General features: G+C 43.5%; 14 protein-coding genes. 3 read left to right on the forward strand and 11 right to left on the reverse strand.

Going from position 1 to position 14,621, the window contains the following annotated elements:
* Window positions 1-113: 113 nt before the first annotated feature.
* The 7 genes from V7K62_RS18465 to V7K62_RS18495 all read right to left on the reverse strand — a co-directional run bounded on the left by V7K62_RS18465 (window position 114) and on the right by V7K62_RS18495 (window position 8,295).
* Window positions 114-1,064 carry a UDP-glucuronic acid decarboxylase family protein gene (locus V7K62_RS18465; protein ID WP_334866471.1) on the reverse strand — a complete coding sequence of 317 codons (951 nt, stop codon included), beginning with the start codon at window positions 1,062-1,064 and terminating at the stop codon, window positions 114-116.
* Between the two features lie 478 nt (window positions 1,065-1,542).
* Window positions 1,543-3,678 carry a cation:proton antiporter domain-containing protein gene (locus V7K62_RS18470; protein WP_334866472.1) on the reverse strand — a complete coding sequence of 712 codons (2,136 nt, stop codon included), beginning with the start codon at window positions 3,676-3,678 and terminating at the stop codon, window positions 1,543-1,545.
* Window positions 3,679-3,824: 146 nt separating this feature from the next.
* Window positions 3,825-4,481, reverse strand: coding sequence for an HAS-barrel domain-containing protein (locus V7K62_RS18475; protein WP_334866474.1), 657 nt, complete (start codon window positions 4,479-4,481; stop codon window positions 3,825-3,827).
* An 80-nt stretch (window positions 4,482-4,561) separates the two neighbouring features.
* Window positions 4,562-4,759, reverse strand: coding sequence for an NAD(P)H dehydrogenase subunit NdhS (locus V7K62_RS18480; RefSeq protein ID WP_099099801.1), 198 nt, complete (start codon window positions 4,757-4,759; stop codon window positions 4,562-4,564).
* A gap of 219 nt (window positions 4,760-4,978) precedes the next feature.
* Window positions 4,979-6,292 carry a rod shape-determining protein RodA gene (gene rodA, locus V7K62_RS18485; protein WP_334866476.1) on the reverse strand — a complete coding sequence of 438 codons (1,314 nt, stop codon included), beginning with the start codon at window positions 6,290-6,292 and terminating at the stop codon, window positions 4,979-4,981.
* A gap of 182 nt (window positions 6,293-6,474) precedes the next feature.
* Complete coding sequence (locus V7K62_RS18490) at window positions 6,475-7,545, reverse strand: Mrp/NBP35 family ATP-binding protein (RefSeq protein WP_334866478.1); 1,071 nt, start codon at window positions 7,543-7,545, stop codon at window positions 6,475-6,477.
* 225 nt (window positions 7,546-7,770) lie between these two features.
* On the reverse strand, window positions 7,771-8,295 hold the full coding sequence (locus tag V7K62_RS18495) for an SRPBCC family protein (RefSeq protein WP_334866480.1): 525 nt from the start codon (window positions 8,293-8,295) through the stop codon (window positions 7,771-7,773).
* Between the two features lie 449 nt (window positions 8,296-8,744).
* On the opposite strand from V7K62_RS18495, the gene hemF reads away from it, so the two are divergent.
* Both hemF and V7K62_RS18505 read left to right on the forward strand, forming a co-directional pair.
* Window positions 8,745-9,785: an oxygen-dependent coproporphyrinogen oxidase gene (gene hemF / locus V7K62_RS18500; RefSeq protein ID WP_334866482.1), complete on the forward strand. Its 1,041-nt coding sequence runs from the start codon at window positions 8,745-8,747 to the stop codon at window positions 9,783-9,785.
* A 255-nt stretch (window positions 9,786-10,040) separates the two neighbouring features.
* Window positions 10,041-10,409 carry an STAS domain-containing protein gene (locus tag V7K62_RS18505; protein WP_094328250.1) on the forward strand — a complete coding sequence of 123 codons (369 nt, stop codon included), beginning with the start codon at window positions 10,041-10,043 and terminating at the stop codon, window positions 10,407-10,409.
* Between the two features lie 92 nt (window positions 10,410-10,501).
* Here the strand turns inward: V7K62_RS18505 and V7K62_RS18510 are convergent, their stop codons facing one another.
* Window positions 10,502-11,098 (reverse strand): chromophore lyase CpcT/CpeT, encoded by a 597-nt coding sequence (locus V7K62_RS18510; protein ID WP_334866484.1) that lies wholly within the window; start codon window positions 11,096-11,098, stop codon window positions 10,502-10,504.
* Between the two features lie 208 nt (window positions 11,099-11,306).
* Between V7K62_RS18510 and psb29 the strand changes: the two genes are divergently transcribed.
* A complete protein-coding gene (gene psb29 / locus V7K62_RS18515; protein WP_334866486.1) occupies window positions 11,307-12,014 on the forward strand; it encodes a photosystem II biogenesis protein Psp29 in 708 nt (235 codons plus the stop codon).
* Window positions 12,015-12,146: 132 nt separating this feature from the next.
* On the opposite strand, the gene V7K62_RS18520 is transcribed toward psb29, so the two are convergent.
* From V7K62_RS18520 to V7K62_RS18530, 3 genes are all read right to left on the reverse strand, one after another.
* Window positions 12,147-12,509, reverse strand: a complete 363-nt coding sequence (locus V7K62_RS18520; protein ID WP_334866488.1) for a phage holin family protein — start codon at window positions 12,507-12,509, stop codon at window positions 12,147-12,149.
* A gap of 523 nt (window positions 12,510-13,032) precedes the next feature.
* Window positions 13,033-13,725 carry an ExbD/TolR family protein gene (locus tag V7K62_RS18525; RefSeq protein ID WP_334866490.1) on the reverse strand — a complete coding sequence of 231 codons (693 nt, stop codon included), beginning with the start codon at window positions 13,723-13,725 and terminating at the stop codon, window positions 13,033-13,035.
* Window positions 13,726-13,767: 42 nt separating this feature from the next.
* Complete coding sequence (locus V7K62_RS18530; RefSeq protein WP_334866492.1) at window positions 13,768-14,496, reverse strand: MotA/TolQ/ExbB proton channel family protein; 729 nt, start codon at window positions 14,494-14,496, stop codon at window positions 13,768-13,770.
* Between the last annotated feature and the right edge of the window lie 125 nt (window positions 14,497-14,621).

Consider the following 14,621-nt stretch of genomic DNA (forward strand, 5'->3'; position numbering starts at 1 on the left):
AAAGAAGTTCTCAATTTTACACTTACACATTGGCAGTAAACTCAGCCACTAAGCATATTAGTTATCGAGGTTGAGCCTGCATGAAATTCCGAGCGACGCTAGACGCCCGCCACTCAGGTGGTTGAATTATTGGCATCGCTTTGAATGCGATCGCGAAAGTCTTCTATTGTCAGTTTTAACCCGTCTTGCAGAGGAATGGTAGGTTCCCAATTTAACCAAGTTTTTGCCTTTGTGATATCAGGCTGCCGACGCCGGGGATCGTCCGAAGGTAGTGCCTCGAATTTAATCTCCGCGTCTGGATTGATCATATTTTGCACAGTTTGTGCCAATTGTAAAATCGTGTATTCACCAGGATTGCCCAGGTTGACTGGGCCAATGTAGTCGCTATTCATTAAGCGGATGAATCCTTCTACCAAGTCGGAAACATAGCAGAAACTACGAGTTTGCGAACCATCACCGTACACGGTTAAAGGATTACCCCGCAAGGCTTGAACTATAAAGTTGCTCACCACCCGACCATCGTTTTCTAACATTCTCGGCCCGTAGGTGTTGAATATCCGAACAACTCGAATATCAACTTTATTTTGCCTGTAGTAATCAAATGCTAGAGTCTCAGCAATTCTTTTACCTTCGTCGTAGCATGAACGTATCCCAATGGGATTGACGCTACCTCTATACTCTTCAGTTTGGGGATGAACTTCTGGATCTCCGTATACTTCACTAGTGGAAGCTAAGAAAAACCTCGCTTTCACACGTTTAGCCAGCCCCAACATATTCAGTGTTCCCATCACGTTAGTTTTAACGGTTTTAACTGGGTTGTACTGGTAATGTACCGGTGAAGCAGGACAAGCTAAATGATAAATTTGATCCACTTCTAACCGAATTGGTTCAGTTATGTCGTGGCGGATTAGTTCAAAGTACGGATTACCTAACCATTTAAGGATGTTCCGTTTATGACCAGTGTAAAAATTATCCAAGCATATTAATTCATGCCCAGCACCCATTAGTCGGTCGATGAGATGGGAACCAATAAACCCAGCACCGCCCGTCACCAAAATTCTCATAGTTTCCCAGTTACTTACAAATATTTTCAGTAGCTATTGCACTTACTTTTAGATTACCCAGCTTGGAGACAAAAATACAGAGCTAAAAATGAATAAGGCTTAATCAATAAAGTATTTTTGAATTTACCTATTTATTTACAGGTGTAGTTTTGTTATGTTTTTACCTGCTTTGTTAATAATTTCACTAGTAAAATAACAAACATTGTCTAAAAATTGTGGTTTTTTTACTCAAAGTTCATCAAATCTTCAACAAGATAAAGTGTTTTGAGGTCACTCAGTACTGATGTACTTGCTAAAAGTCCTGCACGGCAGTTGATGCCACTTGGGGAGACCCCAGACGATGTTTATAAGACACTCTTGCTATGGTTGTTCCCCGTAGGAGTAGCGGACTCGCTAATGCCCTTGGGGAAGACTGCGCTGCCTTTTCTTGTGGGCAGAATTCTTTTGCCAGGAGTAAGTCGGCTAAACCTGGCTTATATTATACAGCGGATGTAATGCTAGGAACTGCATTAGAAGTAATTACATTAGTTTGAGTGCGTTGCGGTTCTCCAAGCATAATTATGGAGCAGGTAAGTTGTCTGGCTAACTGGGTTGTGACATCGCTAATGGCTAACCCGCCAGGACTGGTACGATTACGTATAAAAGGTAAAACCACTAAATCATATAATCGTGCTGCCTGCAAAATTGCTTGGGCAACATTTTCGTGAGCGATGATTTGAATTTCTGGGGCATTGGCCAAAGCCAATTTAGATACCAATAGGGAAAGATGCGATCGCCTCCAAGCAATTTTACTAGAACTAGTGCGGCGATCGCACACATTTAGTACAGTAATGTGGCTCTGATTTGCCTCTGCCAACATCTGGGCAAATTGTACAGGCTGTAATGTCGGCGCTGTTAAGTTTTCTACTGGTACTAAGATGCGCTGAATTTTTTTCGGTGATTCTACTAAACGTGTCACCGCTACTGGACAGTGGGATGCCCAAAGCACACCATCAATCACATTCCCAAATAAACGCGCTCGTAACCCAGTACGTTTACCCCAACCCATAACAATTAAATTAGCTTTTTGTTCACGAGCTGCTCTGCTAATTCCTTGAGCAAAGGCATCATCAATTCGCAATACTGGTTCGGCGGCTACGCCCAAGGCTCGACTTTGTGCCGTCGCTTTAGTCAATAACCACTCACTCCGTTGTAGAGAGGCTTCTAACTGGGGTGCGTCCATCTGAGCAGCAGCAGTAGCGATCGCCAGTGGTATAATTTTCCCCTGAGACTGACGCGCTAATAACGCCGCCATTTCAATCAAATACTGCTGGGTCTGAGGATTATACACAGGCACGACTATAGTAAAAGCACTGTCTGTTTCTGATGCATTCTCGTCAGGTAGGGATGGTGCTGGATCTTCGGCTGGTGAGGAATTCAAACCAACAGCTATTCGACTGGTCATCAACGGCCCCAAGGTTGATGTGACAAGCATTAAGACAATTACACTGTGTAATACTTCTAGTGGCAGCAACCCAGCCCGATATCCCACTAACGTTGCTGCTAACGTTGTACCAACCTGAGGAAGTGACAGCGACCACATCGTTAGCATTTCTTGCCAGTTATAGCGGTAAACCAGTTTTGTCAACAAAGCTGCGATCAATTTACTGACAATCAACCCAACTACGATCAACAGCGTTAACTTGAGCGTGTTCGGATTGTTCACAAAGGCGGATAGATTGATCAGTAAGCCAAGGTCAACAAAGAAAATGGGAATGAACAGCACACTGCCAATAAATACCACCTTTTCTTTGACTGGGCCTTCACCCACAGCTTCATTCACCGCTAAACCCGCTAAAAAGGCACCAACAATTTTTTCTACCCCAATCAATTGAGCGCCTACAGCCGCCAGAAACACAGAAAGCAACACAAACAAAAACTTGTTTCCTTCATCGTCTCCAGACCGCTTGAAAAATTCTTTGCCTGCCCAATCAAAGCCTGTAACAACGGCAACAGAGTAAATAGTTAACCAACCCGACAAGGTGAGTAGTTTAGCAAAGCTGAATTCTCCAGCATGAGCGACAGCTACACAAACGGCTAATATCAGTACTACGCCAATGTTTGTAAAAATCGTAGCTCCAATGGTGACAGTAACAGCTTCGTTGTTTACGACTCCCAAACGGCTGATTATGGGATATGCCAAAAGGGTATAGGAAGCCAATAAAGAGCCAATTAAGATTGAAGTATTCCAGCCATAGCCTAAAATTAGCCCTACTAAGGTTCCCATCACCAGGGGTACACTGAAAGTCAAACTAGCAAACCCAAAGGCACGACTTTTTCTTTGGCGGAACTTTTCTATATCAATTTCTAACCCGGCGACAAACAACAAATAAATTAACCCAATGTCTGATAATAGGTTAATCATTGATGAGTCAGACTGAAATAGATTCCAGCCTGAGGGCCCAAGTACTAGCCCTGAGAAAACCAAACCCACTAATCCTGGTAATCTTAGCCGGTCAAACATGATGGGTATAACTAAGATGACCACCAGCAAAATAGCAAAGGGAACAATTGGTTCCTTGCCAAGAACTTGGGAAGTTGGTTCCAGAACAAGAACTTGTGATATGAGTTCCATGATGTAGGAATTGAAGGGGCTATGGTAAAATAGCGATTCCGTTGGGGGCGATCGCTTGATCAATATGAATAGATAGAGAAGCCACCTGACGAAAAATCAAAAATCTTAACTTACACTAACTAGGCAATTCTTTAAGAATTAACTACCTACGGGTGGATTTGACTCAAAATGAACCGTAAGCGATCGTAGTCGTCTTTAAGTAGCACACTTAAGCTACGTCCAGCTTTAATTAGCCATTCTCGGTCAGCTTTGCGTAACTGGTATATATCTCGAATCGCCGCTGCGGTTAAAGACTCTATTGGCGCACCATTTATATAAAGCAGTGTCCGTAAAAAATCTAGTTCTTCAGTAAATTTAATGATAGCTTCTGGTTCACATCGATAAACAGCTTGATGAATTTGCGGGGGACGGGGTGGAAGATACTGATATACTCTTTGGTTATAACTTTGATTTTGCGAAGATAGTTCAAATCCGACGATCGCAGCCCGGAATTCTGTGCGGAGCATGGCAAATATCTGGGGTTGTTCCTCCCGTAAGTCTTGCAAGGACAACCCCAATGCTCTAGCCCGGTGTACGGAATCTATGGGCATAGTTGTGGCATAATACACTACAGCATAAATCTGATTTCCAGATTCTTCATCTACAGAACACACCCAACTACCAAAGGGTGGCATGGAGGGAAAGCTTAAATCTTCCGGTTCCAAACACTGAGCTAAAAATTCAGTACTAGTAGTTTCAATCACCTCCGCAATGTGGTTGGGATGGCGATCGCCAGTGGCAAACTGTGGTAGGGGAAGGCGCATAGTAATTTAGTCATTAGTCATTGGTCATTAGTCATCAGTTTTTGCCAAATGACAAAGAACAAATGACTAATGACTAATCGTTATTTGGCTTTTTTACGTCCGGCGGTGGTCTCTACGAGTTCTAACTCGCTCAGACGGAAGGTAACTAATTTATCCCAGTTCCCACCTTCAAATAATACGGCTACTTTGCCATCACTCAGCCGTTGCACGAGTCCTTCGTAGCGATAATAGGTATCTGCGGGATTCTTGACGCGAACAGTTGCTCCAGGCAGGATCATGTTTTTAGCCTCGCTTGTTTCCTTCTAATAGCTTAATACTTGTCATTAGTCATTAGTCATTAGTCCTTGATTCTTACAAATGATAAATGACCCTTCGGGTGACGCTCCTACGTCGCTACCGCTTCGCTAACGCCAGTTACTCATGGGGGAAACCCCCATCGCTTTTAGCGTCTCCCCTTGGGAGAAGACCGCACTGGCTCACCAATGAAAAATGACGAATCAATAATACTTCTGCTTTTGTCGAAAATTTGCCACCGATTCTACTATTCCCAAGGAAATGAAGTTAGTCAGCATAGCAGAACGCCCATAACTCATCCAAGGTAGGGGAATTCCTGCTACAGGCGCTAAACCTACAGTCATGCCAACGTTGACAATCACCTGAAACACGATCATAGACAAAACGCCAATAGCCAACAACGAACCAAAGTTATCTTTGGCGGTTTGGGCAACATGCAATAGGCGCAAGCAAATTAAGCAGAAAACAAATAGCACTAGCAAACAACCAATAAAACCGAATTCTTCGCCCACTGCGGAGAAAATAAAGTCTGTATGCTGTTCAGGCACGAAATTTAGTTGCGTCATTGGCCCCTTGAACAGACCCCATCCCCAAACTTCACCAGCACCAATAGCAATGCGAGATTGAATTAGGTGATACCCAGCACCGAGGGGATCGTGATCGGGATCCATGAATACGGTTAGCCGATTTTTTTGATACGGTTTCAAAATATGATTCCAGGCGAAAACTCCTAATTCGCCACCCAGTATATTGAGACTCCACGCACTGATAGCGCCAAAACCAAATCGACGCCAGGGAAGAGTTTGCCAGCCCAAAATAGCCATCGCAACAGACCAAATTAGCCCTAATGGGCCAAAAGATAGTTCTTTGAGTAAAACTATCGGCTCTGCTAATGGCCAAGATATACTAAATAAAATGGCGGCAACCACCGGAGAAATCATCAGAATTAACCAGCCTGGGTTAGCATTTGCCCAATAAAGCATTCCTAAGACGATCGCACCAAATACCATTGATGTTGCTAAATCGGGCTGTAAAAATACCAATCCCCAAGGTATAGCAGTGATTGCCAGAACCCGGAAAACACCTTCGAGGTTAGAAGCAGTCTGCCTATGTAGCAAAGCTGCTAAGGTGATGATCATACCGACTTTGGCAAATTCTGAGGGTTGCACGTTAAAGCCAGCGATACTAATCCACCGCTGCGCCCCTTTGGCGCTAGTACCAGCAATCATCACGGCGATTAAACTGAAGTTCGTTAGTGAGTATGTCACCCAGTGCCACTGCATCAAGAGTTCGTAACGGATGCGAGATAACAACAGAGCTATAAGCACACCGATACCCGCTACCATCCAGTGCCACCACCAGTCAGTTACCGGCTGCTTCAGTTCCGTACTGAGAATCATGATTCCGCCAAAGATACTGATAGCTATCGGCAAACAAAATAGTAGCCAATCTACACCCTGCCAGGGTTTAACCCAAGACTTCCAGCGAATTTTGGGGAGCGATCGTTTTAACAACATTGTGCCAGTTTAGACTTTAGCTTTAATTGTTGGGAATTGGGAATTGGGAATTGGGAATTGGGCATTGGTTATTAGTTATTCTCCCTTGTTCCTCTGCTCCCCTGCTTCCCGACTTCCTAATACCCAGTCCCTAGTATTCCCAAGCTATAGCCCAGGAAGTAGATAGAAATTAAAATTTATAATTATGTCAGGGCAGCAACTGATACTTTACCAGCAATGGTAAGAGCGATCGCTGTTAATGCTTTTGCCGAAGCCGAATCTGGCTCACCAACAACTATTGGCACACCGCTGTCACCACCAACTCGCGTGGAAATCTCTAGCGGTACGCACCCCAACAGTGGCACTCCCAATTCAGCAGCGGTTTTTGAGCCACCACCAGAACCAAAGATGTCATATTGCTTATCTGGTTGATCGGGGGGGATAAAATAGCTCATATTTTCTACGATCCCCAATACCGGAACATTCATCTGCTGGAACATCCGCAATCCCTTGCGAGAATCTAACAGAGCTACAGTTTGCGGTGTGGTGACAATTACTGCCCCTGCCATCGGCACTGCTTGGGTTAAAGTTAACTGAGCATCTCCGGTTCCTGGTGGCATATCTACAATCAAATAATCCAGTTCTCCCCATTCAACTTGATAGAGAAACTGACGAATTACACCATTGAGCATAGGCCCCCGCCAAATTACTGGTTGATCTCGGTCAATCAAAAAGCCCATTGAAACTAATTTGACGCCGTGATTAAAAGCAGGTTCCAGGATGTCACCTGTTTCAGTAGAACGCACAGTAATTTGAGCATCAGCCAAACCCAGCATGGTGGGGTCATTGGGGCCGTAAATATCAGCATCTAGCAAGCCGACTTTCGCCCCAGTTTGGGCTAGAGCCACTGCTACATTCACCGCCACCGTACTTTTACCAACGCCACCTTTGCCGCTGGAAACAGCAATGATATTTTTCACCCCAGAAATGCCAGTGCGGTCAGGTAAACTTTTTTGTTGCGGTGTTTCTGCCGTCACTTCTATGCTGACATCTGTAACGCCTGGGAGTTTTTTGACAGCTTTCTGACAGTCTTCGACAATAAATTCACGTAAAGGGCAGGCAGGAGTGGTTAACACTAAAGTAAAGCTAACCTTACCACCATCAATTGTGACGTTGCGAATCATATTCAGTTCTACCAGACTTTTGCGGAGTTCTGGGTCTTCCACTGGTCGCAAAACTTCTAAAACAGAGCGAGAATCGAGGACATCGTACATAAAAATTCAAAATTCAAAATGAATAAATACACTTATGGGGAACATCTTAGCTATTAACTGGATGCTTTCTTAAGTAAGGTCAGCTTAGTGTTATCACTGTCACCGCCGTAATAAAACTTAGCAAATTGCATTATTACCTAATTGAATCTTAACTTTCTTTGGGCATTGGGCATGGCTTATTCTCGTTGTCCCCAATCCCCAATGCCAATTCCCAATCCCCAATACCTAAAAATCAAAACAACTGTCATTAAGGGATTTTTTCTTCCCAGATACCGCTGGTAATGCCGTCTTTTCTACTGCCTCGACTAAAGACCGTGCTACGCGGTTTGCATAAGGACGGGATAAAGACCAAATCAAGGGCGATAACCAACCCCGTAGCGTTACAGAATAAGACAAACAAGTACCACAAACTGTTGACTCTACTTGGTAAGTTAACCGTTCCTCTATTCCAGGAATCGCCATCACTCTGATACTCAGCATCTCTCTGGGATTGACGCGTTCCACAAAAATTCTGATGGGAATCGGTGAAAAGCGTGTTACAGCTTGAAAAATTAATCCTGGTTTGGGTACTAATCCGCGGGGAACATTAGTACTCTTAAGTTGTGGATGCCAAGAAACATCTGTCAAGTCAACCACTTTTTGCCACAGTTCATCTACAGAAGCAGAACTAATCTCTCGATACGTCCACACCAGAGAAGCGCAAAACCAACGACGTTTGCGGTGGATGAATTTGGATAACCAACCTTGCATTTTCCTAATCCTTCTCCCTAGACACTTTCTGGTAACTCTGGTATGGTGTGCAACTACGCTGAACCCTTAAATTAAAACTTTCTCAAAAATGTCCTAAACATAGCAAGCCTCGATTCGGTACAGACCCTAACAGCCGACATCAGCAATATGACAAAAAAGTTCTGAGTAGGACAGTCAAATCCTAGATACCTCAAGCTTAAGACTAAAATTTAGTTTTTATACCAGAATATTCCAATTAAGAATTTCAAAAAAAACTAATTCAATATACAAGCCTATACGCATTTGAGGGAAAATAACTCTAGTGATGCCCATCAATCGTATAAATGCTTAACCAGTAAGAAAAAAGCGGGTTGGGCAAATAGAGCGAGATTGTTGGCGCGTGTTTCCCGCAAATTTTAAAATGAAAAATTTGTGGTTTTCTGGAAATTGTAATTTAGGTTCGGGAATCTATGTTGACCAACTCGCAAATACCAACCGTAGCAGCAGAATCATCCAAGTCCTTGCCTGCACCTGATGCTCAGACTAGGGTCAGTCAGTTTATGAAACAACTGCAAGACGAAATTACCGAATCATTGGCAAAACTAGATGGTGTGGCTAAATTTAATGAAGATAGTTGGGAACGCCCAGAAGGAGGGGGAGGGCGATCGCGCGTGCTGCGAGATGGTGCAATATTTGAACAAGCAGGTGTAAACTTTTCTGAAGTTCAGGGTTCCCATTTGCCACCCTCAATTTTAGCCCAACGCCCGGAAGCAGAAGGGCATGGATTTTATGCCACAGGCACTTCAATGGTATTACATCCTCACAATCCTTATGTGCCCACAGTTCATCTCAATTATCGCTACTTTGAAGCAGGGCCAGTGTGGTGGTTTGGTGGCGGTCTTGACTTGACACCTTATTATCCCTTTGCTGAAGATGCGGCACATTTACACAAAACATTAAAACAGGCTTGCGACCAACACCACCCAGAGTATTACCCAGTATTTAAGCAGTGGTGTGATGAATATTTCTACCTCAAGCATCGTGATGAGACACGGGGTGTCGGTGGTCTGTTTTTTGATTACCAAGATGGACAGGGTGCTTTATATCGCGGGCCAAATCCCAATGGGGAAGCGGCTATTTATAGCAACCAGGTGGGAACACCAGCAACCCGCAATTGGGAAGATTTGTTTGGCTTTGTACAAGACTGTGGCAGAGCATTTTTACCAGCCTACGTACCAATTGTAGAACGGCGACATGGGATAGAGTATGGCGATCGCCAACGGAATTTTCAACTCTATCGCCGGGGACGGTATGTAGAATTTAACTTGGTTTATGACCGAGGCACCATTTTTGGTCTGCAAACTAACGGACGTACCGAATCAATTCTCATGTCTCTACCTCCCTTAGTGCGCTGGGAATACGGCTATCAACCGGAACCCAATTCCCCCGAAGCCGAGTTGTATGAAACCTTCCTTAAGCCTCAAGATTGGATCAACTGGACACCCAAATAGTGCTGTTAGCGATAGCTATGGTTTAGCCCGTGCTGAGTTAGGAGTTAGGAGTCAGGAGTTATGATAATTATCCTGATCTTCCCCTACTCCCTCATTTCCCCCACTCACTACTATTTTGCGGAGTTTAACTACTAAAATTAAGCACTTAGCAGAAAAAGGTGACAATTTTAGCTATAGCTTGTTAATCTCAAGTGGCAGCATTACAAAATTCTGTAACTAGTTAATCTTACGAGAAATGCCACGGGGAGGGCTTTAGTGATTCAGATAGACCAAAAAACTTATACAACCCAAGACGGAAACACCGTTATTGTCCTGACACCAGCAGGCCGCTTGGATATCACCACTGCTTGGCAATTTCGCCTGAAGTTACAGGAGTGTATTTCCAAACTCAGTCGCCATGTAGTTGTAAATCTGGCTCAGGTAAATTTTATTGATAGTTCTGGTCTCACGTCTTTGGTTGCTGGAATGCGTGATGCTGATAAAGTCAAGGGCAGTTTCCGCATCTGTAATGTACACCCAGAAGCCAAACTCGTGTTTGAAGTGACGATGATGGATACTGTTTTTGAAATCTTTGAAACAGAAGAGGAAGCTTTAGAAGGTGTACCTCGTAGCATTGCCAGCTAAAAGAGTGCTGAGTCCTGAGTTTAAGAAAGGGATAAAAGGAAAGAGGGAGTGGGGGAGAAAAAATTTAAAATTCCAAGATCATAACTCAGCACTCAATACTGATTTCGCTTGGTATAGCGATAAGGCCCCATAATTGCTCCCCAAGTTGCTTTTCCAGTTGCTGGGTCAATTCCTTTGTCGTAGCTGTGAAATTCTGTTGGTGTAGCTGCAAAACCCAAGGAAACATAGATGCTATTGCCAAGATAAGTAAAGCTGCAACGAGTCTCTGGTGGTGGGGTAGCGGTAAACTTATAGCGATCGCCAGCTAGTTTCTCTTGAGTAACTGTTAGGATACAACCTGGCAGTAAATCTAATTTTTCGGGTGTGAGTGTGTTTAGTAGAGCAGGGTTATCACCTGCGCCTTTTAATGCACCCGGATCTTGAGGCATATAATATTGTACTTCCACGGTTGCGTCAGAGTCGCTCCCCTGACGCAACCGGATAATTCGCTGGCGGTAAGGTTGATCTAGGGTAATAACGTTAGCTTGTTCGGCAAATAAGGTGATGCTATCTTCTGTGAACAGATTAACTGGTCTTTGCCACAGGCAGAGTTGAACATACCACACTGGTTCTGCTATGGCTTGTTCCCGATTATCAAATTCACCAGCGAGGTATTCACCTAAAGCAATTAACTGTGGCGAGAAGTTCATGAATACAATAAATAAATCATTAAGGATAATAATTTTTGGCTAGTTTTTTAGGAGAAAAGTCTTATCTCCTGTGCCTACCAGCTTATAAAATACTTCTGATGTGTATATATTGTAAATGAAACCGTCACTCGCTAAAAGCTCAACTTGGCAAAGTAGCCTTTAAGCGACAAAATAAAGATACGTCGCCCTTAACATTCTCTTTTTCTTTGTGAATAACGTCCGTACAGTCTCTGATACAAAGCGAACTTTCTACAATCTTCACACCCGTCCGATCAACACTATTTATCGTCGGGTAGTAGAAGAATTGATGGTGGAAATGCATCTGCTGTCAGTAAATATCGATTTTAGCTACAATCCAATTTATGCCTTGGGCGTCGTCACTACTTTTGACCGCTTCATGGAAGGCTATCTACCAGAACGAGATCAAGAATCAATTTTTAACGCCCTATGTCGGGCTATAGAAAAAGATCCGCAACACTATCGACAGGATGCCCAGAGATTGCAAGCTGTAGCTAAAGGTTTGCCAGTTAAAGATTTAATTGGGTGGCTGGGCCAAACTACTTTCTTAGATCGAGATGCTGACTTGCAAGCACACCTGCAAGCGATCGCCAACAATCCTAACTTTAAATACAACCGTTTGTTCGCAATTGGTGTATTTTCGTTATTAGAACAATCAGATCCCGAATTAGTCAAAGACGAAAAGCAACTCACTGAGGCGCTGAAAGCGATCGCTGCTGGCTTGCACCTCTCCGATGACAAACTCAATAAGGATTTGGAGTTATACCGTTCTAACCTAGACAAAATGGCGCAAGCGCTAGTGGTGATGGCAGATATACTTTCAGCGGATCGCAAAAAACGTGAGCAACGTAAACAACAATCAACTACTCCAGTTGCTCCCCCAAGTTCCAACGAATAGTTAGGAGTTAGGAGATGGGAATTATTCAATTTTAGATTTTAGATTTTTACTTCAATCCAAAATTCAAAATTTCAAATTGCCAGAGTTTTAAGTTACTGATAACTCATCACTCCTAACTCCTAACTCTTAGCTTTAGACGCCCAATAATTTGTAGATTAAGCTGTTAATTATAGTCAGCGTAAATGCCCCAATAACAGCACTCCAAATCCCGTAACGCAACCGAAAGCCTTCTACTAACCAAGCCGCAATACTAAAACAAACCACGGCAATCATAAATGTGAAAATGCTGGATAATAAGTCCAATGTGAGTAGATTTGGTACTGCAAAAATGAGGCTTAAAATCGGTCTGACTATTGCCGTCACGATACCAAGCACTGCGGCAGAAAGGAACGCTTTACCAGGAGTATCAATTTCAACTCCCAGAGGCAATTTGCTAATTATCAACAGGCTGATAGCTGTTACTACCCAAACAATTAAAAGCGTCACAATATTCATACCACAACCCCTGATACTAATTAGTAATTCGTAATGACGCTCCTGCGTCGCTAAGAGGATGTTTGAAAAGTCTACGCTTGTATCTAGATCCCCCCTAGCCCCCCTTAAAAAGGGGGGAATAAGGTTCTCAAAGTCCTCCAATTTATCGGAGGATTTAGGAGGATCTAAAGTTTTGGATACCTCAGTCACCACTTTTCAAACAACCTCTAACGCTGCGCTAACGGATTTCGTAATTTGGACACACTGAAAGATGCTTGATACAAGCGCTTTTCAATCTGTTAACCTATTTGGTGAAACAAGATATACTTTCCCAGTTTGATATGAAATGTGGATGGCAATTGGTGATAAATTGCTCAGTCTATCGGTGGAAAAATCTTTAAAGCTCAACCAATTATTTGTAAATTAGCAGTTTTTTTTTCTCTAGCCGAGATTTATTCTAGATATCTTTAGGTTTGGGAAAAGACTTGAAGGGGGACAAGGGGACAAGGGGAATAACCCATACCCAATGCCCAATGCCCCTATCTCATCTTTTAAGAGTAGGTTGGGTTTGTTTGGGTGCTACAGGCACTTGAGGCGCTGGTGAGTTAGGAACCACGGGAGAAATACCAGGATTGATCGGATTGATGCCTTGCCCAGTTGGAGGCTGACTTACCCTAGGAAAGGGTACAGAATTAGGTGCTAAAGGGAATTTAGGGGTGATATTGCCTTCGGGATTGATGCCTGGAAGTGGTGCAGCACCAGGATTGATTGGGAAAGAGGGGACAGTCGGCTGGTTAAGTGAGTTTGTGGGTGGTTGAGATGGGCCAGGAATAATTCCCAAAGAAACGCGATCGCCTCCTACTTGTCGTAGCAAGTCCAATGTCTCAATCACATCATTGTAAGTTGCTGTCCGCGAAGCATTCAGCACAATAACAGCATTGGGATTTTGTTGGAGATACTGTTTTAACCTCTGTCTCAAATCTTCCTGTTTTACAGGCTGTTTTTCTATGTAAGTATTGCCAACGGCATCGATAGTCACAATCACACTTCCACTCTGTGATGTGATTCCAGAGACTGTACTGGGGCTGGCTTTAGGTAAATCAACATTTATTGCCTGTTGCCGTGTAAATTGTAAAGCCGCTAATAAAAAAAATGTCAGGATACAAAAAACGACATCAATTAAAGGGATGATTTGAATTTGGACTTCTTCAATTGGAGTATGTAGATTAACTTTCATGTCTCACTCTCAAACCTGGTTTGGGGGTTGAATTATTGACTATTAATTAGGTGTATTCGGGGGTTCAGGAGGTGTAGAAAGCCTAGTTTTTCCGGGCTTGCGGGGTGGAGTGATATTTTCTGGCACAATTGCTGATGTACTATTGCTAAAGTCAGGAGGAGACTGGCGATAGAGCAATTCCATCTCATTCCCTGCCTTCCGAAAAACTTTGACTTGGTTGACTACAAAACTTTGAAATAGGCGGTAAAATACCAAACTAATAATGGCAACTATTAGCCCAGTTGCCGTAGCAATCAGGGATTCACCAATACCAGTAGTCACGCCAGCGGTAGATTCAGTTCCCAAATCGCCAATCCGAATTGCTCGCAAAGCTTTGATCAAACCCAAAACCGTACCCAACAATCCCAGCAGTGGCGCTAGGGCAATCACGGCTTCTAAAAGTTTTTCGCCCCGCCGCATTCCAGCCAATTCATCTTCTGCCGTAGCCTCTAGTGCTAGTCTAAAGGTTTCCGCATCACTTTTCGTAAAGCGTAGAGGGGCGTAGAGAAAACGTCCGACAGGCTGATCGCTGGCTTGTCTTGCAATGTCCGCAGCTACTTCCCAATTATCTTGGGCAGCATCCAGGATGCGATTGACTATTTGCTTTTCCTGAGTCAAAATTCGCAACCAGAACCACAAACGCTCGAAAATCACACTCAAAGCCAGAATCGACAGAATAAGCAGAGGCCACATCGCTGGCCCGCCTTTATAAAACAAATCTAAAATATCCACTGTTTAAGCTTCCTCCCTCCATGATTAGAGCAAATGTGCTAAGGCATTTTAATTCTAGAGATTAATGCAAAATGAGGGACTTCCAAAATATAAATTTCTCGAAAACCTCAAAAAACAGTGCAAGT

The sequence above is a fragment of the Nostoc sp. genome (assembly GCF_036917935.1).
Lineage (GTDB): Bacteria > Cyanobacteriota > Cyanobacteriia > Cyanobacteriales > Nostocaceae > Nostoc.